This is a genomic window from Bifidobacterium [indicum] DSM 20214 = LMG 11587, assembly GCF_000706765.1.
In the GTDB taxonomy this organism is placed as follows: domain Bacteria; phylum Actinomycetota; class Actinomycetes; order Actinomycetales; family Bifidobacteriaceae; genus Bombiscardovia; species Bombiscardovia coryneformis.
Map to the genome: position 1 here is coordinate 302,480 of NZ_CP006018.1, position 26,317 is coordinate 328,796.

The window sequence follows — 26,317 nt, forward strand, 5'->3', positions numbered from 1 at the left end:
TCAGGTTGAGGAGGCCCAGTGATTGACAAGAGTCTTTTCCGGTTCACCGGAATCAGGCGAATCATGGGCCTCCTGGCCGCACTTTCCCTGGTGCAGGGAGCCAGTGTGGTCGCCCAGGCCTACGGGCTCACCCTGGCCCTGGTGCAGATTTGGGGCCGGCACGGTCTCCGGAGCCTGGTCAGACCGGTTCTGATCTTCTTCGTGGCCTTCACCATCCGCCAGCTCTGCGACGTAGCCAAGCAGCGGGTGGCGACGGACCACGCAGACCGTATCGTCGGCGAACTCAGACCACGGATTCAGCGTAAGGTCTTTCGTCTGGGGCCTGCTGCCTTGGCACAGCGGGGCACCGGATCGGCTGTGACCATGCTGATTGACGGGCTGGATGAGGTCAGGACCTATGTCTTCACGGTCCTTCCCAAGATGATGGACATGGTCTTCATCCCCCTGATGATCCTGGTGGTGGTCTGGATTCAGGATGCCCTCAGCGGTATCGTCCTCCTTCTCATGCTTCCGCTGCTCTTCTTCTTCATGGCCATCCTGGGAATGGCCGCCCGGGACAGGTCCAACAAGCAGTATGCCCAGTTCCGCAAGCTGAACACCCGGTTCATGGATACGGTTCTGGGTCTGCCCACCCTGAAGATGCTGGGAATCAGTGAGGAATACGAAGACGAGATATATTCCGTCTCCGACAGGTTCCGAAGGCGGACGATGAGCGTGATACGCGTGGCCATGACCTCGACCTTCGCCCTGGACTTCTTTGCCACCCTGGCCATCGCCATCATGGCCGTCTTCCTGGGCAACAATCTGATCAACGGTACCGTGGCTCTCTTCCCGGCCCTCCTGGCCCTGATCCTGGCCCCGGAGTACTTCATGCCCATCAGGCAGTTCGGTGATGACTACCACGCCACCCTGAACGGCAAGAACGCCCTGAACGATATCATGACCATGCTGGCAGCCCCGGAACCCGAGTACATGGAGGACCTGGACTGGAACGGGTGGGGGAGCGACAGTCGCCTGACCGTCGAAGGCATGGACTTCTCCTATCCCGGCCCCAAATCCGAAGAGGGTCTGGTGTCCGGTGGCTCGCAGATGGATGCCATAGCCAAGTCCGGCGGGAGTGTGGACAGCGATGGTGCCCCTCAGCCAGATGCCCTCCAGGGACTCTCCTTCACCCTGAGCGGGTTGACCAAGGTGGCGGTGGTCGGGAGGTCAGGGGCGGGCAAGTCCACCCTGATGAACCTCCTGGCGGGCTTCAACCTTCCCCAGTCGGGCAGAATCGACCTCGACGGGCATGACCTGGACCACTTCAATGTTCGGACCTGGCAGCGCCACATCAGCTATATACCCCAGAACCCTTATATCTTCAACGGTACAGTCGCCGACAACATCCGCTTCTATAACCCGGATGCCTTGGATGCGGAGGTTGCCGAGGCGGCCGACCAGGCCGGTCTGACCGGCTGGCTCAACACCCTGGACGAGGGTCTGGATACCCGAATCGGGGAAGGAAACCGCGGCATCAGCGGGGGGCAGGCCCAACGCATCGCCCTGGCGAGGGTGCTCCTGGACAAGAACCGTGAGATTCTCATCTTCGACGAGCCCACCGCCCACCTCGACATCGAGACCGAATACGAGCTGAAGAAGACCCTCCTGCCCATCATGGAGGGGCACCTGGTCATCTTTGCCACCCACCGCCTGCATTGGCTGGCGGAGGCGGATCAGGTCATCATGCTGGACGGTGGCCGGGTCGTGGCCCAGGGAAGCCCTGAGGAGTTGATAGGGAAGGGCGGCCCTCTGGATGCCCTGATCAATGAGATGGGAGGTAACCAGATTGCCGACTACCAGCAGGACTGAAACCGGTCAGGGGACACCGGCAGAGCCCGGCCGTCGCACGAACTACCTCAGCATCTGGCATAAGGATCACTGGTTCTGGCCCTACCTGCGCCAGAACAAGGGTCTGCTCGCACTGATCTTCTTCCTGGGTACGCTCACCTTCGTCTGCGCCGCCGGGCTCATGTTCACGTCCGGCTTCCTGATCAGCAGGTCGGCCCGCCACCCCTACAACATCTTTGCGGTATATGTGCCGGTGGTTCTGACCAGGGCCTTCGGCATCGGTCGCCCGACCTTCAAGTATCTTGAACGGATCAAGAGCCACGACTGGGTTCTGAGGGTGGTCTCCAAGCTGCGTGTCCAGCTCTACCGGACCCTATCCAAGGATGCGGCCTTCCTGAACGAGCACGAACGGACAGGCACCGTCCTGAGCATGCTCTCCGACGATCTGGACCATCTGGAGAACTTCTACCTGCGTACCATCTTCCCGACGGTTGTGGCCTATCTGATGTGGCTGGTCGTGACCATAGCGGTGGGTGTCTTCTCCTGGGTGACCTCCCTGCTGCTTTTCCTCCTTTTCGCCCTGATCCTGGTCCTGGTTCCCCTCGTTTCCCTGGCATACTCCGACAGTCGGTACGCCGAGGAAAAGTCCAGACAGCAGGACCAGTACACCAAGGTGACCGAAAGCTACATGGGTCTGGGCGACTGGGTCATCACCCACCGTCAAAGGCAGTTCGTGGATACGGCCGCCGATGACTTCCAGGACATCGCTCGGGACAGGCATGACCAGAAGCGCTTCGAGCGGTGGCGGAACCTCTGCATCCAGATGATCTTCGCCGTCATGGTGGTCGCCCTCATCATCGGAGCCGACCTCCTTATGACCGGATCGACTTCACTGGCGGACTTTGCCGCCGCTGTGGTTCTCTCGGTCTTCCCCCTGGTCGACTGCTTCATCGTGGTCTCGCAGGCGGTGGCCGAGGTCCCGTTGTATACGGATTCCCTGAACCACCTCAATGGCCTGACCGACCGTGTGGAATCACGACGGCAGGTCGAAGTGGACCAATCCGGATTGGACGGGCCGGTCCGAACCATCGACTTCGAGCATGTCAGCTTCTCCTATGGGCCGAACGACCCCCTCCTCCTGGACGACTTCTCCCTCCATATCGAGGCCGGGCAGCGGGTGGCCCTCCTGGGGCCCAGCGGGGAGGGGAAGACCACGATCCTCCAGTTGCTCCTTGGCGACCTCCAACCCACCAGGGGGCGGATTCTGATCAATGGAACACCGGTTGCCGCCTTGCAGGATCAGCGTCCGGAGCTCTTCGGTTACCTGAACCAGCAGGCCTTCCTCTTCAACACGACCATCGCATCCAACGTTCGTCTGGGTGCTCCCGAGGCCACTGACGACCAGGTTCGCCAGGCCTTGAAGGCCGTCCAACTGGATCAATATGCGGAGTCCCTGCCCGAGGGGATCAACACCCCGGTCGATGAGGCCGGCAACAGGCTTTCCGGCGGGCAACGGCAGCGTTTGGCCCTGGCCCGGATAGTGCTTAAGCGCACGCCGATCATCCTGCTGGACGAACCCACCATCGGACTTGATCCCATTACCGAGCGCGACCTGATGGAGATGATTTTCCAGGTGAGTCTCGGGCGCACGCTCTTCTGGGTCACCCACCACCTCCAGGGTCTGGAGGATGCCGACAAGGTCATTTTCTTGGAGGACGGACACATCGCCATGCAGGGTTCCCCGGTTGACCTCTACCGGACCAATCCGCGATTCCGTGAGTTGTACCGAATGGATGTCGGCGACGTCGGCAGGGCCGTTTCGTAAGCGATTCCGGGTGAGGCCCGGTGCCGTTTGCCTCAGACCTGACGGGTCAGGGCCGTGACCATCTCACCCAGGAGGTTGCGGACATCCTCGTTGAGTGGTGAACCCTCCAGGGCCTGGTCGGCCCTGCCCAGATAGGTACGGGCCGTCTGCCGGCTCTCTTCAAGCAATTCGGGGTGAGCCTGGAGGTACCCCAGTACCTCCTCGGGGCTGTCGGATTCGATGACGGACCTGAACCCCCTGTCCTTCCGGAGCCCGAGGAGGACGGGGAGGGTGTATATGCCGTCGCGTATGTCCTCCAGCTTGGGTTTGCCGGTGTCCTTGCCCAGGTCGAAGTCGTTGATGTCGTCGATGATTTGGAAGGCCATGCCCAGGTTCCCCCCAAAAGCCCGGGCGGCCTCCTCCATGCGGCTGTCGGCCCGGGGGGAGGAGAGGCGGATGCCGGTCAGGCAGGCCAGGCGGAAGAGGGCGGCGGTCTTCCCCGAAATGGCCTTGTCGTAGTAGTCCACGGTGATGTCGGTGTGGTGACGACCGGACTCCTGGTAGAGCTCCCCGCCCACGATTTCGCAGACGGTCCCGGCCTGTTCCCTGATGAAGTCGGTATTCGGGGCAATCCCCGCCATGATTTCCATGTACCGGGAGAGGATCAGATCTCCCAGGTATATGGCCGCCTTGTTGCCCCGAATCGTATGGACCGTGGGCTGCTTACGCCGGATGGGGGCGTCATCCAGAACATCGTCATGGACCAGGGTGGCCAGGTGAAGCATCTCGATGGCGGCGGCTCCTGTGATGACGCTCTCGTCCACGGGTTCCCGGGTGGGCCCGCAGGCCCGGGCGAAGAGGACGACCATTGCCGCCCGAATCATCTTTCCGTGGTTGTCCAGGAGCCTGCGGTAGTCGTCCCTATAGGGTTCGACCTTCGTCTCCTCCTCGTGGAGACGGGCAACGACCCGCTTCATGTCCTTGCGTACCAGGAGCTCTTGCCCTTCTGCCATGGAGAACCGCTCCCTCATACTCATCAGTGAATGCAATGTACTCAATATAGCAAGTTGCGACCACCATACCCGGGTCGGTACCAGGGCCGGCAGGGGGGGGGGGACTCCGGTGACCGCGGGCTCCCAGCCAAGTGAAGTAGTCTGGTTGGTATGAGTCAGCATAACCACTTGGCCCAGGTCTCCCCGGGGGAGGCCGGTGAGGATGACGGACGTCCCCTGTCGGTATCCGCCCGGCTGGGGCGTCTGCAGTTCCACCATTCCGGCAAATTCAGGCTCCTGCAATTGGCTGATGTCCAGGAGGGGCCCAAGGTCTCCCCGGACACCGTAAAGCTGATTGCCGCAGCCTGCGATGCCTCCCGACCCGACCTGGTCGTCTTCACCGGCAACCAGCTGGCGGGATACGATACGGCCTACGAGCGGACCTTCCGGAAGCGCCGTTGGAGCACACCCCTGGATGGGGTCTACTCCGCAGGTCTGAGCATGGGCGGTGCCCTGGGCTTTGGCGGTGCATCGGTGTCCAGGACCGGCGGTTCAGGTGTCAATGGCGGATCGGCGGCATCCAACGGTGCCGTTTCCCAGGCCGAAGGGTCGGGGGCTTCCGGCAGGGATGCGGACCAGGTCCGGCATCAGGAACTCAAACATACCGAGGACCTGGTGCGCAGGACCGTCGAACTGATCACGGGCCCGCTGGTGGAGCGGGGGATACCCTTTGCGGTGACCTACGGGAACCATGACTTTCAGTGCGGACTGGATACCGACCAGATGGATGCCATCTACCGTGAATTCCCCGGCTGCCTTAACCCTGAAGCCACAGCCGCCAGGCCGGCCAAACCGTATGCACTGCGCGGTTCCGTTCTGCCCGATCAGGAGGCCTATGTCTGCCAGCCGGGTACCTTCGCCCTACCCGTGGCGGATACGGAGGGGAAGGGCAGGGTGATGGGACTGGTCCTGCTGGATTCGGGCGACTATGCCCAGTCCGGTGGCTATGGGTCCCCATCCAGCCAGGCTCTGGACTTCCTGGGTGCCGTACCGGGGTTGGTGGGCAACCGGTCCATGGTCTTCCAGCACATGCCCCTGCCCCAGTTCTACAATCTCCTGAAGCCGGTATCGTCCACCACGGCCTATGCCGTCCAGGGATATCGCCGCTTCGACTCCCAGTGCTACATCCTGGACGAGTCCCGCACCTATGCCGGTTCCTACCTGGGCGAGGGAGTCTCCTGCCCCGACGAGGACAGTGGGGAGTTCGACATCCTGACCAGGGGCAAGGGGTACTTTGCCCTCTTCGCCGGTCATGACCACCGCAACGGGTTTGTGGGGAAGACCGATGGGATTGTCCTGGGTGCCACGCCGACCTGCGGTTTCGGGTCCTATGGGCCTGTGCCGCGCAAGCGGGCGGCCAGGCTCTTCGAGTTCGATATCCGCCACCCCCACCATCCACGCACCCAGCTCCTGGAGTTCGGTGATCTGGTCGGCAGACCCAGCTCTCACAAGGTCTATACCTTCGCCATGAGCCATGTACCCACATCCACCGGAGACGCGGTAAATCTCCTGCGCCGGCCGGGGTTCCTGGCAGGAGGACTCACGGCCCTGGCCGGGCTGGTCGCCTCCTGGGGGTCATCCAGGCGCAAGAGACCGTGACCGAAACAGGTCAGGCCCTGCGGTGGGTGCCGGATGATGCCCTCTGCAGGGCCTCGGTCAGGTACTTGCCGGCGGCCATGACCAGTGGGGCGTAGTGGCGCCCGGGTGTGGTGGACATCCTGTTGACCGGCCCGGAGATGGATATGGCGGCCATGACCTGTCCCGATCCGTTGCGGATGGGGGCGGAGATGGAGCAGACACCCTCCTCGCGTTCGTTGATGGACTCGGCCCATCCGCGCTTGCGGACGGCCGCCAGCGTGGAGGCGTTGAACTTAGCGTGGCGCAGGCCCTGGTGGAGCCGTTCGGAGTCCTCCCAGGCAAGGAGTATCTGTGCGGCAGAACCCGCATCCATGGATAGGAGGGCACCCACGGGGATGGAATCACGCAGGCCGGAGGCCCTCTCCACGGCTGCGATGCAGACACGCATGTCGCCCTGGCGGCGGAAGATCTGCGCCGACTCGCCGGAGCGGTCAAGCAGGGTTCTCAGGATGGGGGCTGCCGCCGTCAGGAGGCGGTCTTCGCCTGCGGCGGCAGCCAATTCGGCAAACCGCGATCCCAGGACGAAGCGACCATGGGCGTCACGCACCACAAAACGATGGCGCTCCAGGGCGATGGCCAGGCGGTGTGCCGTGGGCCGGGCCAGCCCGGTGGCGTTGACCAGCTGGCCCAGGGTCATCGGCCCCGATTCCAGGGTGTCAAGAATCTTGACCGTCTTGTCCAGAACGCCGACACCCGAGTGAATCTCACCATCATGAGACTCATGCGAACCTTGGGATTGAAGGTTGAGGGCGGGTGTTTTTTCCGGGGGCCAATCCTGTGCCCCGCTGGCGGTTCTGGCTGGTTCGGTCATGGTTGCATTATGGCATCTCAGTATGTGAAATGCAAAAGTTCATAAGGGCTGCGGGGTTTCATACTCGGGGTAGAAGCCGGATGGGGGCCCGCTCAAGGTCCAATCCGGCTTAAGAGCATTGGTTTAGGAGGAGTTATGGGGCAGACGTTGGCGGAAAAGGTCTGGGCCGATCATTTGGTGCGAAAGGGACAGGGAAGCGAGCCGGACCTTATCTACATAGATCTGCAACTCATGCATGAGGTGACCAGCCCCCAGGCCTTCGAGGGGCTCCGCCTGGCCGGGCGAGGCATCCGCCATGTCGACCAGGTCATCGCCACAGAGGACCACAACACCCCGACCGTCGACATTGACCGGCCCATCGCCGACAAGGTCTCGGCCCTCCAGATTTCGACCCTGGAGAAGAACTGCAAGGAGTTCGGGGTCCGTCTCCATCCGTTGGGGGATGCCGACCAGGGCATCGTCCATGCCTTTGCCCCCATACTGGGTCTGACCCAACCGGGCATGACCATCGTCTGCGGGGATTCGCACACCTCCACCCACGGGGCCTTCGGGGCGCTCGCCTTCGGTATCGGCACCTCCGAGGTGGAACATGTGCTGGCCACCCAGACCCTGAGCCTCAAGCCCTTCAAGACCATGGCCATCAATGTTGAGGGGAAACTCCCCGAAGGGGTCAGCGCCAAGGACATCATCCTGGCCATCATCGCCAAGATCGGCACCGGTGGTGGGCAGGGATACGTGCTGGAGTACCGGGGCCAGGCCATTCGTGACCTCTCCATGGACGCCCGCATGACCATCTGCAACATGTCGATCGAGGCGGGCGCCAGGGCTGGCATGATCGCGCCCGACCAGACCACCTTCGACTACCTCAGGGGGCGCCCCCATGCGCCCGAGGGCGAGATGTGGGACAAGGCCATGGAGTATTGGAAGACCCTGAAGACCGACGACGATGCCGTTTTCGATGCCGAGGTGACCCTGAATGCGTCCGACCTGTCGCCATACGTGACCTGGGGGACCAACCCCGGCCAGGGCCTGCCCATCAATTCCCAGGTGCCTGTACCTGAGGATATCGCCGATGCGGCCAAGCGCCAGGCCACCCAGGAGGCCATCGACTACATGGGGCTCAAGCCCGGCATGCCCATCAAGGACATTGCCGTCGATACGGTCTTCATCGGATCGTGCACCAACGGACGCATCGAGGACCTGCGGGCTGCCGCCTCCATCATGAAGGGGAACCACAAGGCCAAGAACCTCCATCGGGTGTTGGTCGTGCCGGCCTCGTCCAGGGTGAGGCTCCAGGCGGAGGCCGAGGGGCTCGACAAGATATTCAAGGACTTCGGGGCCGAGTGGCGCAACGCGGGTTGCTCCATGTGCCTGGGCATGAACCCCGACCAGCTCACCCCGGGTGAACGGTCCATTTCAACATCCAACAGGAACTTCCAGGGACGTCAGGGCAAGGGTGGGCGCACCCACCTGGCCTCGCCCCAGGTGGCTGCCGCAACGGCCATACGGGGCACCATCTCCAGCCCCGCCGACCTGTAGTCCCGCTTGCGGCAACCCACTCTTCCAAAGGCAGGAAAACGAGGTAATCATGGAAAAGCTCACCGTCATCACCGGTGTCGGGGTCCCGCTCCGTCGATCGAACGTCGACACGGACCAGATCATCCCGGCCGCTTTTTTGAAACGGGTGAAGAAGACCGGGTTCGAGGATGCCCTCTTCTACTCCTGGCGCAGGGATCCGAACTTCCTGCTCAACCGTCCTGAGTATGCCAAGGGGCGGATTCTGGTGACCGGTCCCGACTTCGGCATCGGCTCCTCCCGCGAGCATGCGGTCTGGGCCCTGCGTGACTACGGGTTCAGGGTGGTCATCGCCCCCCGCTTCGCGGATATCTTCTACGGGAACACCGCCAAGAACGGCGTTCTGGCCGCCATCATGCCCCAGGAGTCGGTTGAGCTCCTGTGGAAGCTCCTGGAACAGGAGCCGGGGCTGGAGATGACCGTCGACATGGAAACCCGAACGGTGACCTGCGCTGATGTGGTCCTGCCCTTCCAGGTGGACGACTATGTGCGCTGGAGGCTCATGAACGGGTATGACGATATCGATCTGACCCTCCATCATGAGGATGACATCGTGGCCTACGAGAAGATGCGGGCCGAACGTTTCCCCTTCAAGCCCAAGACCCTGCCCGCCAAGCATATGCCCGAGCGGCACATCACCTCGGCCAGGGAGCAGGAGGTCGAGTGGAGCGGCCCGCTGGCCGAGAAGGGCATCATCTGATTCGATTCCGGTCTTCGAGCCCGAGGTGTCGTATCTCGGGATTGCGCCCTTTGGCCTCCTAGGATGGGAATGTAGGCGATTCCATCGAGACAGGGAGGGATTATGAGGCACGGCAATACCAACGGCAAGTCAGGACAGGTCTGGTCAAGGGTCAACGGGCTCAGTGCCTTCGCCCTGGTCTATCTGGCCATCGAAACACTGATCGGGCTGGTCGGGGCCAAGCTGGTCCTGCCGAGGATGTTCCCCGATATGTCCGCGTCCCAGCTCGATGCCCGCTATGGCGATGGGCTCCTCTTCCTCTCGGTCGTGGTGGCCCTGGTCGTTGCCCTGATCAGCCAGTGGAGGGTCATCTTCGATGCTGAGGGTGCAGGCGATGACAGGGTCCAGTGGTTGACCGGGCGGCGAATCACCCTGATGGCACTGATAATCAGCCTGACACTTTTCTTCCTGGCCCAACTGGTGGCCACGGCTGCCAGTGCCGGTATGGGCTCCCTGGTGTCATCTGTGGGTCTGCGGATGCCCGGACAGGCAGGCGACACCTCCGATCCTTCAACCTCGGCGATCATGCTCTTCTATGCCTTCATCTTCGGACCGCTGGCCGAAGAGGTCGTCTTCCGCGGAGTCATCATGAATGGGCTGAGGCGGTTCGGCAGGGTCTTCGCCATCATCACATCGGCCCTCCTGTTCGGTTGCATGCACGGCAGCTTTGTTCAGGGTCTGTTCGGGTTCCTTACCGGGCTGATTCTGGGGTATGTGGCCATGGAGTACGGCCTGGTATGGTCCCTGGTGCTCCACATCTTCAATAACGGCATCTATTCAGGTATCCTTCCCCGGGTCATGGAATCGGTCCCCGCAGAGATCAGAATCGGCGTGGGAGTGGTTATTCTGATGGTGCTGCTGGCGGGGGTCATCGGCATGGTGGTCAAGGCGCGCTCGCTGGTGGAATACTGCAAGGGCAACCGGGCGCCCAAGGGTGTGTATGCATCCTGGCTAGCCCCCTGGTTCCTGATTTTCCTGGTGGTCTGCCTGGTCATGGCTGTGGTCGAGCTGATTCCCGGCTGGGCCTGATCGAGACCCGCCCGTAGTTGCCCATCCGACGCTTCCGGGTCGGTTTTTCCTGACTATTCGTGTATTATCTGTGCGGATGGCGGGTTAGGTTGGAACAGTAGGTTGACACTCGGGGAGGACGTCGGCCATGAGGCATGCGTACAAGCGGGGGGCGAGTAGCCAGGAAGAGGCTCAGCGACCCCCAAACGCGCACCGGGAGGGGCAGGAGTCCCCCCGGTATTCATGGACCGAGCGGGTATCCGCCGAAGAGAACCACGCCAAGCACTGGGAGCTGGGTACAGGCGCCGATCATGGGGTGGGGCGTCGAGGTCGAACCCGTTCCGTAGCCTGGATTCCAGACAAGAGGATTTTTGAGGATGGGGATTTCGAAGGTTGGGACGATAAGGCAGGTTCGACGCGCGGCGGGAAGCGGGCGGCGGCAAAGCCGGTAGGGGCCGTGACCAGGAAGACCAAATCCACAAAGGACGAAGTCGCCAAGGTGCGATCAGCGGAGGGTGGACCCACGAAAGACAAGCCAGCCAAGGGCAAGGCCGGTAAGGAGAAACCCGTCAAGGGGAAGCCGACCGGGGGGAAGTCCCCGAAGACCCAGGCAGAACAGAAGCAGCAGGAGAAGGACCTGGCCGCTCCCGTGACCAGCAAATCGACTGAATCCGGGAAGGCCAAATCATATTCCGTCAAGTCTTCCAAGGACTCCTCGAAGACAGGAACCCCCCGATCGCTCCGATCAGACCCTGTAGAGGTAGCGTCGTTGACTGAAGGTCCGGCTGCTGTCGCTGATGGCGTTGGTGCGGTTTCGTCTCCGGTCCTTCCGTTGGCTGATGACCCGGTGGGTGTTGGAGGCTCTTCGTCGGTTGCCTCGTTGATTCTTCCCCTGGATGACGATCCCGTGGGTGTCGGTGATGTCGGTACGGTGTCTTCGCCTGCCCTGTCATCGGTTGATGATTCGGCTGGTGCTGGTGCTGGTGCTGGTGCTGCGGTTTCGTCTCCGGTCCTTCCGTTGGATGATGATCCTGTGGGTGTTGGTGATTCTTTGCCGGTTGCGTCGTTGATTCTTCCCCTGGATGATGACCCGGTCGGTATCGGTGACGTTGGGTTGTCCTCTTCGCCGGTTCTTCCATCGGTTGATGATTCGGCTGGTCCGGCTGCTGCTGCTGATGGCGTTGGCTCGGCTTCGTCTCCGGTTCCTTCTTTGCGGGACGATTCGGTTCCCGCTGGTGGTTCTTCGTCGGTTGCGTCGTTGATTCTTCCCCTGGATGATGACCCGGTCGGTGTTGGTGATGTCGGGTTGTCCTCTTCGCCGGTTCTTCCATCGGTTGATGATTCGGTTCCTGTTGCCGATGGCGTTGGTGCGGTTTCGTCTCCGGTTCTTCCGTTGACTGATGACCCGGTTGGCGTTGGTGTGTCTTCGCCGGTCTCGTCGTTGCCCACGTCTTTGACTGCCGATTCCGCAGGCGATGGTGATGTTGTATCGGCATCGAAGCCGATATCCCTTCAGGCTGGTAATCCGGTTGAAGTCAAGGCTGATGTGCCGAAATCGGTGCAGGCGGTTTCGTCACAGCCGGAACAGGCTGTGCATTCCGTCGAGGGGACAGGGACGGGAACACCTTCTCCCAAGGTTGCTTCACCCAAGGCCACCGTCCCCGCTGCGGCCAGTTCCATGGCCGTGGGGGTGGCTCCCAAGCAAGGCTGGAGTTGGCAGAAGCCTGTTCTTACAACCGAGCCCCGATCCGAGTCTCGGACAGAGGCCAAGCCGGAGTCGCGCTCCGAATCGGTCCCCAACGCCAAGCAGGCGTCCGCAGCCAATGCCGGATGGTCGTTCGCTTCGACCCCTGCCGCTGCAGAGGTATCTAGGCCCTCAAGCGAACCTGAACCCACTGCGCCCAGTGCGACGGTCCGAGCTGTTGAGCAGAGCCCCTCCTTCACGCCCCGACCGTCGGCTGCGAGGAAGCGACAGTCCGTTGGTTCTGAGTCCCCGTCGGGATCGGGACGAGTGGTCAAGTCCAAGCCTGCCCGCAAGTCTGAATCCCCGAAGAACGCTGTCGAGGCCGGGAAGATTGACGGTGGCTTAGGGAAGAAAGCTGCAAGTTCGGACAAGGCCAATGACAAGCCCGCGCAGAAGAAGCCTGCGTCGGTCTCCGGCTCGCCCAAGAAGGACTTGAACCCTGGTGATGCAGGCTCCACCGGCGGTACCCATACAACCTGGTCTTCGGTCATCGGTGGAGCAGGTAAGACCGCAGGATTCAGCAAGGCCATCCGCCATGCCAAGCGGACGACTGTTCCTCAGAAGGCGCGGACGGTACGAGGTGTTGCCGACACTGCCAAGAAGACGGTTGCTGCGACCAAGCCCAAGGTCGGAACGGACAAGCCGGTCGATTCGGTCAAGATCGGAAAGTCTGCCGGCTCGAAAGAGCGCATCAAGCCGAGCGAAGCCCGAAAGGTCGATAAGCCGACCAGCACGCCAAGATCGGGTAAGCCTGCTGGTTCTCGGGGCCCAAGCAAGCAGACCGTTTCCCGCAATCCCGACAAGAAGGTCGTGGCCGGCAAGCAGGTCGGCTCGCGCAAGCCCACAACGCCGACCGGCAAGGCGGTGGCGGTCAAGGAACATAAGGCCAAAATCAGGGTGAATGTCAACCAGGCCATGGATGCGGCTGTTGGACAGAGCGCCTTCGCCTTTGTCTACCTGGCCATCAACATCATGGTCGTCGTGCTCGGCAGCAGTGTGGTCGTCACCTACCTGCGCGGCAGAATCAGCGGAGAGACACAGAACTTCCTCCTGCGCGGTGGCCTCTATCTGCTTTCCTGCCTGGTTGCCATCGTCTATGCCTTCTCCAGTGAGCGACAGACCATGACCGGCCATGAGTTGCACGGTGATGACGATGTCCGTTGGAATATCGGACGCCGAATCGTGGCGTGGCCCCTGGTTCTCGCGCTGGCCCTCCTGGTGGTCGGCCAGGGCATCGTTCTGGGATTGAACCGGGGTCTTGAGGCCTTGGTGCCCATGATTCATGTCACCCCGGCCGTACTCATGAGCCCCCTGAACGACCTGTACGGGTCCGCTCCCATGATGCTCTACGCCCTGCTGATCCTGCCCCTGACCGAGGAGATCATTTTCAGGGGTGTCATCATGAACGGGCTGCGACGGTTCGGCAGGGTCTTCGCTATCATCACCTCGGCCTTCCTCTGCGCCTTTATGCAAATGCAGCCGGTGCAGGCCATCTGGGCCTTCCTGATTGGATTGGTGCTCGGTGCCTTGTCCATGGAGTACGGGTTGGTCTGGGCCATCGGCGCGCATATTCTCGCAAGCGTGGGGTATTCGGGTCTGATTCCTCGTTGGCTCTCCAATGCCCCTGTCCAGGTCCGCTGGGCCGTGGCCGTTGTGCTTGCCCTGATTGTCGTGGCCGGGCTGGTCATCCTGGTCAGGAAGTTCTCCTCACTGCGCGCATATGCCAGGGAGTACCGGGCCCCCAAGGGAGTCTATGCCTCCTGGAGGCAGTCCTGGTTCGTTATTTTCTGCCTGTGCAGTCTTGCCGTGGCGGTCTTCCAGTACATGTAGGACCCTCAGCCTCCAGAGGCCTTCAAGGTCCCTGTGGCAAGGTGGGACTCGTAGGGTAGGATTGAGTCATTTGGATGGAACACGGGTGGTGGAATGATTCGCAACGCCCGGAAGGGTGTATAGCATGCAGCTGGCAGAGGTGAATGAGGGGATCGGGGTTGCGATGCACCCGAATCATGGAAGCGCCAGTGCTCCCATGCCCGGTGCTCCTGTAACCGGTAGACCCGGGTGGTCCGGACGCCAATGGATGCAATCGTTGCGCCGGGTGCTCAACAGACAGGCCGGCTTCCTTCTCCTCTATGCCCTGATTACCCAGCTCGCTGGTTTGCTCGTCGGGCTTCTGACCCAGCTGGAGTGGAACATCCTGGCGGACCCCGATGATTCACATCGGAGCCTCGAGTATATTTTTGAGCACACCGATGCCGAGTATGCCGGTACGATCAACTTGGTTATGGGCCTGTGCGGCTTGGTTTTCCTGGTTCTGGTGCGTCGTCGTCAAATTGCCGACGGCGGACCGACCGGTATCTTCCACCGCTCGCAGTACCGGATGACCTGGTCGGTCTTCCTGGGCTGCTTCTTCCTGCTCTTCTCGGCCCAGCTCATTGCGGGAATCTATGGAACCGGCCTTGACTGGACCACGGAGGTCATGGGTTTGGGTCCCATAAGGACCACAAGCGATATCATCGAGGCGGCCGGTGACACCCTACCCATGCTCGCTTACACCTGTTTCGTTGCACCCGTCGTCGAGGAGATCGTGTTCAGGGGGGCGATACTGAACTCCCTGAAGCCATACGGCAAGGTCTTTGCCATTGTCACCACGTCCGCCATGTTCGGTTTCTTCCACGGAGACCTGACCCAGGGCCTGTTCGCCTTCATTGTCGGGCTGATTCTGGGGTACCTTTCATGCGAGTACTCCATTTTCTGGTCCATCCTCGTCCATATCAGCAACAACCTGATTGTCAGCAATCTCTTCGGGCCCTGGCTCAGCGGTCTGAATGCGGACCTGGCCGATCTCGTTGCTCTCATGCTGCTGATTGCCTGCTTCGTGGGTTTGATTGTGGTCCCCAGTCTGAGCGAGCGTAGGATTCGTGCATTTGTCATGGCAAACCGCACCTATTCAAACGCCTACAGCAGCTGGGCCGCTCCCTGGTTCGTCGTCCTCCTGATTACAGAGGGCATATCCATGTTGCGTCTGCTTCTCTCCTGAATTCCTCTACGCCCAGCGGTGACTATTCACGTTGCCCCCACACCCTGTATGGCAGACTGACAATATACATGGTCTGACCAGGTGGAGGTGCCCCGGTCTGGAGCCGATAGGATAAGGAAACCGATATGGCCAAGGTGAATCCCGAGAACGATCTTCTGCATGTGGTCGGTGGCAGACCGCTCCACGGCACCATTCAGGTGCGCGGTGCCAAGAACTTCGTAAGCAAGGCCATGGTTGCGGCCCTGCTGGCGTCCGATGTGTCCGTCCTGAAGAACGTACCCGAGATACGCGATGTGCAGGTGGTCTCCGACCTGTTGAGACTGCACGGCGTCGGGGTCGATGTCAAGCCCCGTGAGGGCACCGTCACCATCGATGCCAAGCATGTGGAACTGGCGGATGTGGCCGATGTGGACACCCTGTCCGGCTCATCCCGCATCCCGATTCTCTTCTCCGGCCCCCTCCTGCACAGGCTGGGAGAGGCTTTCATTCCGGCTCTGGGTGGGTGCCGCATCGGCAGCAGGCCGATTGACTTCCACCTGGAGACCCTGCGCAAGCTGGGGGCGAAGGTCGACAAGGAGCACGAGGCCGGCATCCACATCACCGCCCCCGACGGTCTGCACGGGGCCAAGATCCATCTGCCCTACCCCTCGGTCGGGGCCACAGAGCAGACCCTCCTGGCGGCCGTCCTGGCCAAGGGGAAGACCGAGCTCTCCGGTGCCGCCACCGAACCTGAGATCATGGACCTGGTGGCCGTCCTGCAGAAGATGGGCGCCCAGATTTCGGTTGACGTCGACAGGACCATCCGCATCGAGGGGGTCGAGTCCCTGAACGGATACACCCACACCTCCCTGCCCGACAGGATTGAGGCCGCTTCCTGGGCTTCGGCGGCCCTGGCCACGCATGGCGACATCATGGTCAAGGGTGCCCAGCAGCCCGATATGATGACCTACCTGAATGTGTTCCGCAAAATCGGCGGCGAATTCGACGTGCGTGACGATGGCATCCGCTTCTGGCATCCGGGTGGCGACCTGAAGCCTGTGGCCATCGAGACCGATGTTCATCCGGGCTTCATGACCGACTGGCAGCAGCCCCTGGTCGTGGCTCTGACCCAGGCCAAGGGTCTTTCGATCGTTCACGAAACCGTCTATGAGAACCGGTTCGGCTTCACCCAGCCCCTGATCAAGATGGGCGCCACCATCCAGCTCTATAGGGAGTGCCTGGGGTCTCTGCCCTGCCGGTTCCAGCAGCAGAACTTCGAGCACTCGGCGGTCATCTTCGGGCCGACGCCGCTCACCGGCCGCGATATCGACGTGCCGGACCTGCGCGGTGGATTCAGCCATCTGATTGCCGCGCTGACGGCATCCGGTCCCTCCACCGTCCGCGGCATCTCCCTGATCGATCGTGGTTACGAGGACTTCCGCGACAAGCTCGCGGCCCTGGATGCCCAGATAGACTGAGAGCCGGATGGGCTCGTAATGGAATCATGGTTTTTACGGGCCCACCGGCGTGCTTGCATGGAACAGAGGGCACAATAATGGGATGGCTTCCAAAGGCAAACCGTCACCGCGTTCCGCGGTAAAGCCCCTGTCCGACCAGCAGGTGGCCCTCCTGGGCGAGCGGCACCACCTGGTGGACCCGACCCGGTACTATCCCACCGGGCACCGGGCACCGGCCCTGGATGAGATAGGCGGGCAGCATCCGACCGGCACCCACCGTCTTTTGCATGGTGTCGTGCAAGTGATGCGCAGCTCCTGCAAACTCTATGCATGGGGTCTGGAGAGGGTGCCCGAGACGGGTCCTTTCATTACGGCGGCCACGCACGTTACCCAGTTCGATGTCTTCATCCCCATGATGTCGATGTTCCACCTGGGTCGTAGACCGCGCTATATGGCCAAGGCGGAGATGGCCCACTGGCCCCTGATCGGAAACTGGTTCCAGATGGTCGGAATGCAGCCGGTGGAGCGCAAGTCCGGCAAGGCCCGATCCATCGAGGAGGAGTCGATAGGCATCCTCACCTCGGGCCGCCCCCTGACCATATGGCCGGAAGGCACCGTGACCCGGGATCCCCTGAAATGGCCCATGTCGCTCAAACCCGGTGTCGGTTTCATCGCTCTGGAGGCCTCAAGGCAGCTGGGGGGAATGGTTCCCTTGTATCCCAGCATCACCTGGGGTGCTGCCTCGATCAATCACAAGTGGCCTTGGCCCCGGAAGAACGTGGTCATGTGCTACGACCGGCCCCTGGACTACTCGGACCTCCTTGAGGGCATGGACCAGTGGGGTCCGGAGCCTCCCAAGGAGGCTGTGCATACCCTCTGTGTCCGCCTGCGCGACCGGATGGAGGAGGTCATGGCGGAGATTCGCGGCGAGGAGCCTCCGGCTGAGGGGTACTTCGATTACGTAACCATGACACGTCGGCCCAGAAGTGAGCAATAGGGCCGAAACTCACCCTTGATTCCGCCTCATCGGGCACGGTGTCATAGGATGGTGACGAAAAGATAAGGCATCTGGTCGGCGTTCCCGTGCGCACGGCATTACGCAAAGGAGAATGATGGCGAAGATCACGGTATTGGGAGCAGGTGCATGGGGGACCGCCTTCGCCCAGGTACTGGCCGATGCAGGCAATCAAGTGGTCATGTGGGACATCGACCCGGATGTGGTCGAGGAAATCAGCCTCAGGCATTCGAACGCGCGCCGCCTGCCGACTGTCGAGAAGCTGCCCGATGCCATCGGTGCAGAAGGTGACAGGGCCAAGGCCGTGGAGGGTACCGACATGGTCGTGGTCGCCATAGCCGCGCAATATGCCGGTGAGGCCCTGAAGGAGTTCAAGGGTCTGCTCGGGCCCGATACCATCGTCATTTCCCTGATGAAGGGAATCGAGCGGGGGACCCACAGGCGCATGGACCAGGTGGTCTGCCAGACCCTGGACCTGGATCAGTCGCGGTTCGCCGCCGTTTCGGGCCCCAACCTGAGCAAGGAGGTGGCAGCGCGTGAGCCTGGTGCCACCGTGGTGGCCAGCTCTGATGCCGACACGGCCATGCGGGTCGCCCGGGCCTGCACCACCGACTACTTCAAGGCCTTCGTAACCGACGACGTGATTGGTCTGGAACTGTGCGGATCCCTGAAGAACGTCACAGCACTGGCCGTGGGAATGTCGCGAGGGGCCGGATACGGCGAGAACACGGCCGCCATGATCCAGGCCAGGGGACTGGCTGAACTCACCGCTCTTGGTGCAGCCTGCGGAGCCAAGGCCAAGACCTTTGCCGGTCTGGCCGGGGTCGGTGACCTGGTGGCCACCTGTGGATCTCCGCTGAGCAGGAACTATACCTTCGGATTCAATCTGGGCCAGGGCAAGAGCATCGAGGAGGCCACCCGGGTGAGCAAGGGCGTCGCCGAAGGCGTGCCCACGACCGATGCCGTGGTCGCCCTCGGCAGCAGCCTTCAGGTAGAGACCCCGCTGGCAACGGCCATGAGCCATGTGCTGGACCAGGGTCTGGACTGCCGGGGCATGATTGAGGAGCTGTTCGGCGGGGAGATTACTCCGGAGTAGGTTGTACGGCAGGCAAACCCCGATCCATCGGATTTGATTCGCCGGCAGGGGGCGCCGACCGGTTCAGTCATGCCTGGTTCGTGCCAGGCTTGTGGATGAGCGTTTCCGGCGGCCCCCTGCCTCCTGCCGAGGGGATATTCTGCTGTAGTAAGTGACGAAAACGCACGGGCTGACGCGCGAGACCTCCTCCCGCTGCATGGTGCCGTGTCGCGGTTCATGCCCTGCATGAGGAAAGCCGAGGAATGATGGCCAGGAAACGTGTTGTCGTGCTGTATGGCGGTCGTGCCGACGAGCACTCCATATCCTGTGTATCGGCGGCCGGTGTGCTCAATGCCATCGATACCGACCGCTATGAGCCCATTCCGGTCGGAATCACCAAGGACGGTCGTTGGATCGTCGGCGGCGAGGATCCCAGGCGGTGGAGCCTGGACGACACCCAATTGCCCACCGTGCAGGTCACCGAGGGCAGTCGTCCGGTCATTCTCGACATGGCCCGTGGCGGGGATGGGTTCATGGTCGGTGATCATGACGACCTGGTTTCCGGTCCCGACAGCCTCAAAACGGACTCCCCGCAGGCCTCCGGCTCTTTGGAACCTCTGGGGCATGTGGATGCGGTCTTTCCGGTGCTCCACGGCCCGTATGGTGAGGACGGCACCGTACAGGGGCTGCTCGAAATGATGGGTGTGCCCTATGTGGGATGTGGGGTCTTCGCCTCTGCCGCCTGCATGGACAAGCACTATACGAAGATTCTTCTCAGCCAGGCCGGTATTCCCGTGGCACCGGGAATCACCATCGATGCCCGCGACCGCCTGTCCGGTGTTGCTCTGAAGGCCGCTGTGGAAGAGGCTGGGCTGCATTATCCGCTTTTCGTCAAGCCCTCCCGCGCCGGGTCGAGCTTCGGTGTGGTCAAGGTGGAGGAGACCGGTGCCGATGCTCTGGCCGCTGCCGTCGATGAAGCATCCGGGCATGACTGGCGGATCCTGATTGAAGAGGGTGTGGACGGCCGTGAAATCGAGTGTGCCGTGCTCGCTCCCGACCGCGAAGGTGAACCCCGCACCGCATGGCCCGGCGAGGTTGTGCTGGACAGGACGGACCAGGATGAGGCCTTCTACGACTTCGACAGCAAGTATGTGGACTCCTCGGCCTCCCATGTGGAGGTCCCCGCCGACCTGCCCGACGAGACCCTGAGCAGGATACGTGCCCTTGCCTCCAGGGCCTTCAAGGCCGTAGATGCTACCGGTCTGAGCCGTGTCGACTGCTTTGTCACCGCCAAGGGCGGAATCATCGTCAACGAAATCAACACCCTGCCCGGCTTTACTCCCATATCGATGTACGCCAAGGCCTGGGAGGCCAGCGGTGTCACCTACACCGACCTGATTACCGAGCTGATCGAGGGTGTATCAGCCTGACCTGACGCCCATCCCTGCCGGGTGCATGGTGCTCCCGGGCGGGGTGCCGCCTCTGTCTGGACGCTGACGAACCCCGAGGGGCCTCTGGCTAGGCGGCCGTATCCGATTCGAGTTCGGTCTCCTGGACCAGGTAATCCTGGCCGGCAAGGGCACGGGTGGCGGCATCCTGCATGTCGGCGGCGGCGACACCCGGCCTGGCGAACATGACCACCTGGCCCTTGACGCCGTACGGGGTGAAGCCCTGGAACTGGACGATGGGCGGGTTGGTGGACATGGACATGCCCTTGGTGGCCTGGGTGACCGTCATGGCGATGGACCGGGAGGACCTGGCCATATCGGCATCCCCACGCAGCGTGAAGGGGATGGTGGTGGCCGCCTCCCCGGCCTCTGTGATCTTCTCCAGGGCCGTGGTGTTCAGGATGGAGTTGGGGATCAACAGCTGGTTGCCGGCCCTGTCGATGACGATGGTGTGGCGCCAGGTCACGTCACGGACCGTACCGGTGGTGCCCTGGATGGTGATGATGTCGCCGGGCTGAACCACCTTGCTGACCATCAGCCCGAAACCGCCGACGATATTCGAGATGGTGTCCTTCAGACCGAAGGAAAGGGCAAGACCGCTGACTCCCAGGGCGGCCACCACGGTGGACGGGTTGATGCCGAAGACCGGTTGGAGAACCGTGGCGGCGGCGAAGATCCAGATCAGGGCACGGACGATGTTGATGAAAATGGAGGCGCTGGGGAGGTTGGTCCGCTCCAGAGTGCGCCGCATGGCGGCGGCCACAATCCTTGAGATGAGGGTGGCGCAGGCCGCCACGATTATCAGAATGATGATCTTGCCGAAGTTCTGGTGGAACCAGCCCACCACGGCATCGGTGAAGCCGGAAATGGCCCGCTCGGGCCGATCCATGGGTACCTTGCCGGACTCGGCGGTGCGGACCTGGGTGGCGAAGGTCCCAACGGCCAGGGTTGCAGGCCAGTCGGGAAGAGGAGGCATCAGGTTCATAGTTCCTCGTCATCTCCTGCCTTGTTCCCGACGGTTTCCGCCAGGGGCTTGTCCATCCACATATGGGGGCACCCTTCGTCCAGGTCGTGGATGCCCATATCCCTGTATCCGAGTGACCGGTAGAAGTCCTTCACCCGTTCCTGGGCATGGAGTGTAAGTCTGTCCGCTCCACGGCTGCGGACGGTTTTCTCGGCCTCGCCAACCAGTCCGGCCCCCAGGTGCCTGCCCCGGTAGGGTTTCAGGACGGCCAGGCGGCCCAGGGTCCAGGTGTTCCCCTCGTTTGGGAAGACCCGGCAGACCCCGACCGGCGCATCGCCGTCATAGGCCACGATATGGAGGCTGATTTCATCGGTCTCATCGAATTCGTCATGGAAGCCCTGCTCATCCACGAAGACGGTCTCCCGGATGGACTTGGCATCCTGGGGGATGCGCTCGCTGACTTCATACCTCATGGTTCCTCCTTGTCGGACCCTGACTGGTTCCAATCTACCAAGGCCGCCTCCGGGCGGAAACGAGTAGGGGGCGACCCTTGGGAGTGTGGCCGGTTCCGGTCGGTGATGCCGATGGACGATTCGACGGCCTCCACTCCGGTCGCCCTGTCAAGTGTGTGCCGGTCCTGTCTGACCTGGACGATTATATGGGTGGAGAGATCGCAGGCAATAGGGGCCTGCGCGTACATGACACTTGAAGGGTGGAATGGCGATGGACAAGGACCGTGATCCAGAGGATGCCGTAGGCATGGACTCTCAGAAGAGCCGCCGCCCGCAGAGGGGCCGCATGCTTGCAGGCGAACTCTACGATGCCTCGGACCCCGAGCTGAGTCGCCTGCGGGTCAAGGCCCATGAGCTCTGCCGCCGCTTCAACGCCTCATCCGAAGAGGAGCGGGACCTGCGCGCCCGGATTCTGGATGACCTGGTTCCCGAACACGGCCAGGACACCGATTTCATGGGGCCCATCTACTTCGATTACGGATGCTTCACCAAACTCGGGTCCCGTATCTTCGCCAATTTCAACTTCACGGTCCTCGATACCTGCCCGGTGGTGATCGGCGATGACGTCATGATTGGCCCCAACGTCACCCTGGCAACCCCGCTGCATCCCCTCCGCTGGCAGGAGCGGAACCTGCGTCGCCATGAGGACGGGTCCTTCTATGACTACGAGTTCGGCGCACCGATTACCATCGGCTCCAACTGCTGGCTGGCCTCGAACGTAACGGTGACCGGTGGGGTCACCATAGGGGAGGGGTCCGTTATCGGGGCCGGGTCCGTGGTGACCCACGATATCCCGGCTAACTCCCTGGCGGTGGGCGTGCCCTGCCGGGTGATACGCACCATCACCGAGGCCGATCGGATGGATTTGCCCGAGCTGGGCCAGTAGCTCCCTACAGGCCCACGACCGCATCCATGCTGGGCGGGGGTGTCGGGTGCCCGACCCCTTGACTTGCCTTAGTCGGCTGAGTGTAGTAATCTGACAAAGTTGTGTGTTTGACCGTAGCCTTGTGCTGCCGGTATGAACACCTGGAACGACTTGGAAAAACAACGTAAAGGGAGTCATCATGGCAGCTCGTTGCGCGGTGTGCGGCAAGGGCCCGCAGACCGGTTACACTGTTTCTCACTCGCATATTCGTAATAAGCGCGTCTTCCGTCCCAACCTGCAGTCGGTGCACACCAAGGTTGACGGGGAGAACGTCCGCGTTCGCGTCTGCGTCAAGTGCCTGAAGGCCGGCAAGGTGCAGCGCGTCGCCGCCTGAGTGCGGTTTTCGTCTTGATTGAACCCCCGGAGCAACAGTCTCCGGGGGTTCTTGCTATACAGGAACACATAGGTTCAAAACGGTCAGAGCGCACCGCGGGATTCCTTGGAGGCAGGGGTCCCATGAAAATGGTTGGGGTACTTAGGCTACGCCAGCACGGAGCATGAGGCCGAGTCGAATGATGATCTGGTTCCGGTGCAAAGGAGGTGATGCGGCGTGACGGCAACAGTCAAGGCAAGCCTGTCCAGCCCCGTATCATCCCTGATGACCAACAAGCGACGGGTGGGAGCCCTGAAATCCCTGGGCATCAACACGGTCCGGGATGCACTGACATACTACCCGTTCCGTGTCACCGACCCTGTGCCGGTCACCACCATCAGCGGCATCGTCCTGGGGAGGCCCTGTGCCTTTGCCGCCAGGGTGGAGAGTGCCCGGGTGGTGCCCTTGAACGGACGCCGCGGATTCCGCTTCGATGTGGTGGTGGACGATTCCGAATTCGCGGCCAAGCAGGGGCAGCCCGGCCTGGTTGCCCGCCTGGTCTTCTTCTCGCACAGGAAGACCTACATGGACTGGATGAGCATGCGGCTCCGAACCGGGGCCAGGGTGGTTGTGGCCGGTGAGCCCGGCACCTACATGGACCAACTCCAGTTCACCCATCCGGAGACCCTGCTTGTCGAGGACCCGGATTCGGGCGAGGGGGGCAACCTCAAGGCCGATGCGACCAACATCCAAGAGGCCCTGGACAGGGTCGCTCGTCCCAGACCTGTCTACCATGCCAACTCTCGCATATCGTCCGACCATATCCACGATGTCATTCTTGGATTCATGCGGCTTCTGGCCCAATCTGATACCGGGATCGATTCCAGCGGCGGCGAAGGTGACCAAGATCAGTCCCGAATAGATCCGGAAGCCCTGGGGCATGGCGTTCCTGACATCATTCCCGAACCGGTCCGCGCCGGAAGGGGACTCCTGCATCGAGCCCAGGCCCTGCTGGGCATGCATGATCCGGACTCCTTGAAGGACTTCGGGGATGCCAGGAAGACCTTGCGGTACGAGGAGGCATTCGTCTCGCAGACAGCCCTCCTCCAGACCCGTCAGGAGACCAGAAAGAGCCCGACCTATCCCTGTCGGGATGCCGGGATGGATGCGGCTTCAGACTCCCTGCGGGCACGGTTCATCAAGTCCCTGCCCTTCGAGCTGACCAAGGGGCAGAGCCGGGTCATCGAGCAAATCGGCGAGGACATGTGCGGCGACTACCCCATGCAGCGCCTCCTCCAGGGCGAGGTCGGCTCGGGCAAGACCGTGGTGGCCCTGGCCGCCATGCTTCAGGCGGTTGATGCCGGTCACCAGGCGGTTCTGGTGGCCCCCACCCAGGTCCTGGCGGAGCAGCACTACGAGTCCATCAAGGGCATGCTGGCCGCCATGGGCACCGAGGTCAGGCCCAAGGCCTCCGGCGGGAAAACCGCCCAGGCCGATAACGTGTCCATGATCGACATGGGTTCCGACCAGTCCACTGAGCTTGAGGACGGCATCCTGCCGCTGGTGCTTCTGACCGGTGGAATGCGGCTGGCCCAGCGGAGGCAGGCCCTGGCGGTTTCGGCCTCGGGAAGGCCATGCATCGTCGTCGCCACCCATGCGGCTTTCTCCAAGACCTTCCAGGCGCCCAACCTGGCTCTGACCGTGATTGACGAGCAGCATCGTTTCGGCGTGGAGCAGCGAGAGGAACTGAGGCGCAAATCGGAGCGCTCACCCCACCTTCTGGTCATGACAGCCACCCCCATACCCCGCACCGCGGCCATGACCTGGTTCGGTGATCTGGACATCTCCACCCTGACCGAGCTGCCCAGCAACCGCAAGCCGGTGAAGACCTACGTGGTCTCCGAGAACGATGGGGCCACCATGGGGGGCATGTTCCTTCATCTCCGCAAGCGCATCGAAGCGGGGGAGCGGGCCTACGTGGTATGCGCCCGGATTGACGAGGATGATGACCCCACCCAGGATGCCGACGACCGGGGCAAGGCAGCCGGAAAGGGACGGGGAGAGCAGGACGGTCCCCAGCCGGACCTTTACCAGGGCGATACCGATTCGGAGGGGACCAGGGCACCACTGCACTCAGTGGCGGAAATCAGCAGGCGACTTGCCGACCTGCCCCAGTTTCAGGGCATCGGAATAGCCACCCTGACGGGCCGCGACGACGATAGCGCCAAGACCGCCGTAATGGCCGAATTCGCATCGGGGGAGACCCCCCTGCTGGTGGCCACCACGGTCATTGAGGTCGGGGTGGATGTGCCCGAGGCCTCCTGCATTGTCATCTTCGATGCGGACCGGTTCGGTCTTTCCCAGCTTCATCAGCTTCGTGGCCGTGTAGGGCGAGGCGGCACGGACTCATGGGCCTTCCTGGTTTCCAGGGCTCCTGCGGAATCGCCGGCCGCCGAGCGTCTGGAGGTCATCCGCAGCACCACCGACGGGGCCAAAATAGCCGAGGCCGACATCCAACTGCGCGGGGCCGGCGATGTACTGGGCGAGGCCCAGTCCGGTGGACGCTCGTCCCTGAAGCTGCTCAGGGTCGTTACCGATGCCAAGATGATCACCCAGGCCCGGCAGGAGGCTGCTGATCTCCTGGAGTCAGACCCGGACCTCAAGGGGCAGGTGGAACTGGCGGGGGCGGTTCTGGACTTCATGCGTGGCAACGAGGGTTTCCTGGTCTCGGCCTGAAAGGACAACTGGATACATGCACATCATTTCCGGCAGATTCAAGGGATTCCCCATCCCCGCAGCACTCAGAGGCACCCGCCCAACCACAGACCGTACCAAGGAGGCTGTCTTCTCGCATCTGGAGGCCATCGGGGCCGTGGAGGGGGCCAGGGTGCTGGATCTCTATGCAGGCACCGGTGCCCTGGGCTTCGAGGCCCTGTCCCGAGGAGCCAACCTCCTGGAATCCGTGGAGTCATCCGGGCGGGCCGCCGGACTCCTGTCCAAGTCAGCGGCCAGGCTGACCCATCATCCTTCCTGGAATCCGGCCATGCGCATCCATGTGAGCAGGGTCAAGGCGGAGCGGTTTGTCAGGCCCCTCCAGACTGGCAATGATGCCGAGTCGGGTCCTGCCGCAGGCACCTACGATCTGGTGTTCATGGATCCTCCCTACGACCTGCCCACGGAAGACTGCCAGGAGATTATGGCGGGCCTGGTCAAGGGTGGCTTCGTCAACCATGACTCGGTGATTGTCCTGGAACGCTCGGGGCGCTCAGTGCTGCCTGTGCCCCCTTCTGGGTGGGCTGTATCCACATCCAGGTCCTACGGCGAAACCGTGGTCTACTACATCGAATCAGCCGCCGTATAAGGCTTGGGTGCTACAGGATGGGGGTAGCGT

General features: G+C 62.2%; 21 protein-coding genes. 16 read left to right on the forward strand and 5 right to left on the reverse strand.

What is annotated here, in order from left to right:
• Window positions 1–18: 18 nt before the first annotated feature.
• Both cydD and cydC read left to right on the forward strand, forming a co-directional pair.
• Complete coding sequence (gene cydD, locus BINDI_RS01075) at window positions 19–1,851, forward strand: thiol reductant ABC exporter subunit CydD (protein ID WP_033491392.1); 1,833 nt, start codon at window positions 19–21, stop codon at window positions 1,849–1,851.
• The gene (gene cydC / locus BINDI_RS01080; RefSeq protein WP_237742954.1) at window positions 1,829–3,655 is read left to right on the forward strand and encodes a thiol reductant ABC exporter subunit CydC; all 1,827 of its coding nucleotides are present in this window, start codon (window positions 1,829–1,831) and stop codon (window positions 3,653–3,655) included. Before cydD ends, cydC begins: the two co-directional genes overlap by 23 nt.
• Before the next feature lie 32 nt (window positions 3,656–3,687).
• On the opposite strand, the gene BINDI_RS01085 is transcribed toward cydC, so the two are convergent.
• Entirely contained in the window at window positions 3,688–4,647 is a 960-nt protein-coding gene (locus BINDI_RS01085; RefSeq protein ID WP_158332578.1) for a polyprenyl synthetase family protein, read from the reverse strand.
• A gap of 150 nt (window positions 4,648–4,797) precedes the next feature.
• On the opposite strand from BINDI_RS01085, the gene BINDI_RS01090 reads away from it, so the two are divergent.
• Entirely contained in the window at window positions 4,798–6,285 is a 1,488-nt protein-coding gene (locus tag BINDI_RS01090) for a metallophosphoesterase family protein (RefSeq protein WP_033491394.1), read from the forward strand.
• A 10-nt stretch (window positions 6,286–6,295) separates the two neighbouring features.
• On the opposite strand, the gene BINDI_RS01095 is transcribed toward BINDI_RS01090, so the two are convergent.
• Complete coding sequence (locus BINDI_RS01095; protein WP_033491396.1) at window positions 6,296–7,135, reverse strand: IclR family transcriptional regulator; 840 nt, start codon at window positions 7,133–7,135, stop codon at window positions 6,296–6,298.
• Window positions 7,136–7,270: 135 nt separating this feature from the next.
• On the opposite strand from BINDI_RS01095, the gene leuC reads away from it, so the two are divergent.
• The 9 genes from leuC (at window position 7,271) to BINDI_RS01145 (ending at window position 20,194) form a co-directional block, all read left to right on the forward strand.
• On the forward strand, window positions 7,271–8,674 hold the full coding sequence (gene leuC / locus BINDI_RS01100; RefSeq protein ID WP_033491397.1) for a 3-isopropylmalate dehydratase large subunit: 1,404 nt from the start codon (window positions 7,271–7,273) through the stop codon (window positions 8,672–8,674).
• 49 nt (window positions 8,675–8,723) lie between these two features.
• On the forward strand, window positions 8,724–9,410 hold the full coding sequence (gene leuD / locus BINDI_RS01105) for a 3-isopropylmalate dehydratase small subunit (RefSeq protein WP_033491398.1): 687 nt from the start codon (window positions 8,724–8,726) through the stop codon (window positions 9,408–9,410).
• 102 nt (window positions 9,411–9,512) lie between these two features.
• Window positions 9,513–10,478 (forward strand): CPBP family intramembrane glutamic endopeptidase, encoded by a 966-nt coding sequence (locus BINDI_RS01110; protein WP_033491399.1) that lies wholly within the window; start codon window positions 9,513–9,515, stop codon window positions 10,476–10,478.
• A gap of 127 nt (window positions 10,479–10,605) precedes the next feature.
• On the forward strand, window positions 10,606–14,031 hold the full coding sequence (locus tag BINDI_RS07055; RefSeq protein WP_052109046.1) for a CPBP family glutamic-type intramembrane protease: 3,426 nt from the start codon (window positions 10,606–10,608) through the stop codon (window positions 14,029–14,031).
• 247 nt (window positions 14,032–14,278) lie between these two features.
• A complete protein-coding gene (locus BINDI_RS01125) occupies window positions 14,279–15,238 on the forward strand; it encodes a CPBP family intramembrane glutamic endopeptidase (protein WP_158332579.1) in 960 nt (319 codons plus the stop codon).
• 125 nt (window positions 15,239–15,363) lie between these two features.
• A complete protein-coding gene (murA, locus tag BINDI_RS01130) occupies window positions 15,364–16,695 on the forward strand; it encodes a UDP-N-acetylglucosamine 1-carboxyvinyltransferase (protein WP_033491405.1) in 1,332 nt (443 codons plus the stop codon).
• Window positions 16,696–16,777: 82 nt separating this feature from the next.
• Entirely contained in the window at window positions 16,778–17,671 is an 894-nt protein-coding gene (locus BINDI_RS01135) for a lysophospholipid acyltransferase family protein (protein WP_052109048.1), read from the forward strand.
• Window positions 17,672–17,783: 112 nt separating this feature from the next.
• Window positions 17,784–18,785: an NAD(P)H-dependent glycerol-3-phosphate dehydrogenase gene (locus tag BINDI_RS01140; protein WP_148301949.1), complete on the forward strand. Its 1,002-nt coding sequence runs from the start codon at window positions 17,784–17,786 to the stop codon at window positions 18,783–18,785.
• A gap of 245 nt (window positions 18,786–19,030) precedes the next feature.
• Window positions 19,031–20,194, forward strand: a complete 1,164-nt coding sequence (locus BINDI_RS01145; RefSeq protein ID WP_033491439.1) for a D-alanine--D-alanine ligase family protein — start codon at window positions 19,031–19,033, stop codon at window positions 20,192–20,194.
• Between the two features lie 88 nt (window positions 20,195–20,282).
• Here BINDI_RS01145 and BINDI_RS01150 read toward each other — a convergent pair whose 3' ends face one another.
• Genes BINDI_RS01150 through BINDI_RS01160 form a run of 3 tightly spaced genes read right to left on the reverse strand, consistent with a single transcriptional unit; the run spans window position 20,283 to window position 21,876 of the window.
• The gene (locus tag BINDI_RS01150) at window positions 20,283–21,197 is read right to left on the reverse strand and encodes a mechanosensitive ion channel family protein (RefSeq protein WP_330935110.1); all 915 of its coding nucleotides are present in this window, start codon (window positions 21,195–21,197) and stop codon (window positions 20,283–20,285) included.
• Window positions 21,194–21,649, reverse strand: coding sequence for a GNAT family N-acetyltransferase (locus BINDI_RS01155; RefSeq protein ID WP_033491410.1), 456 nt, complete (start codon window positions 21,647–21,649; stop codon window positions 21,194–21,196). The genes BINDI_RS01150 and BINDI_RS01155 overlap by 4 nt, the downstream gene beginning before the upstream one ends.
• Window positions 21,646–21,876: a hypothetical protein gene (locus BINDI_RS01160; protein ID WP_033491411.1), complete on the reverse strand. Its 231-nt coding sequence runs from the start codon at window positions 21,874–21,876 to the stop codon at window positions 21,646–21,648. Before BINDI_RS01160 ends, BINDI_RS01155 begins: the two co-directional genes overlap by 4 nt.
• Before the next feature lie 17 nt (window positions 21,877–21,893).
• On the opposite strand from BINDI_RS01160, the gene BINDI_RS01165 reads away from it, so the two are divergent.
• From BINDI_RS01165 to BINDI_RS01180, 4 genes are all read left to right on the forward strand, one after another.
• Window positions 21,894–22,574 carry a sugar O-acetyltransferase gene (locus BINDI_RS01165; RefSeq protein WP_081830740.1) on the forward strand — a complete coding sequence of 227 codons (681 nt, stop codon included), beginning with the start codon at window positions 21,894–21,896 and terminating at the stop codon, window positions 22,572–22,574.
• A 178-nt stretch (window positions 22,575–22,752) separates the two neighbouring features.
• Window positions 22,753–22,947: a 50S ribosomal protein L28 gene (rpmB, locus tag BINDI_RS01170; protein WP_033491413.1), complete on the forward strand. Its 195-nt coding sequence runs from the start codon at window positions 22,753–22,755 to the stop codon at window positions 22,945–22,947.
• A gap of 264 nt (window positions 22,948–23,211) precedes the next feature.
• Window positions 23,212–25,662, forward strand: coding sequence for an ATP-dependent DNA helicase RecG (locus BINDI_RS01175; RefSeq protein ID WP_052109054.1), 2,451 nt, complete (start codon window positions 23,212–23,214; stop codon window positions 25,660–25,662).
• A gap of 16 nt (window positions 25,663–25,678) precedes the next feature.
• A complete protein-coding gene (locus BINDI_RS01180) occupies window positions 25,679–26,287 on the forward strand; it encodes an RsmD family RNA methyltransferase (RefSeq protein ID WP_033491415.1) in 609 nt (202 codons plus the stop codon).
• The last annotated feature ends 30 nt before the right edge of the window (window positions 26,288–26,317 follow it).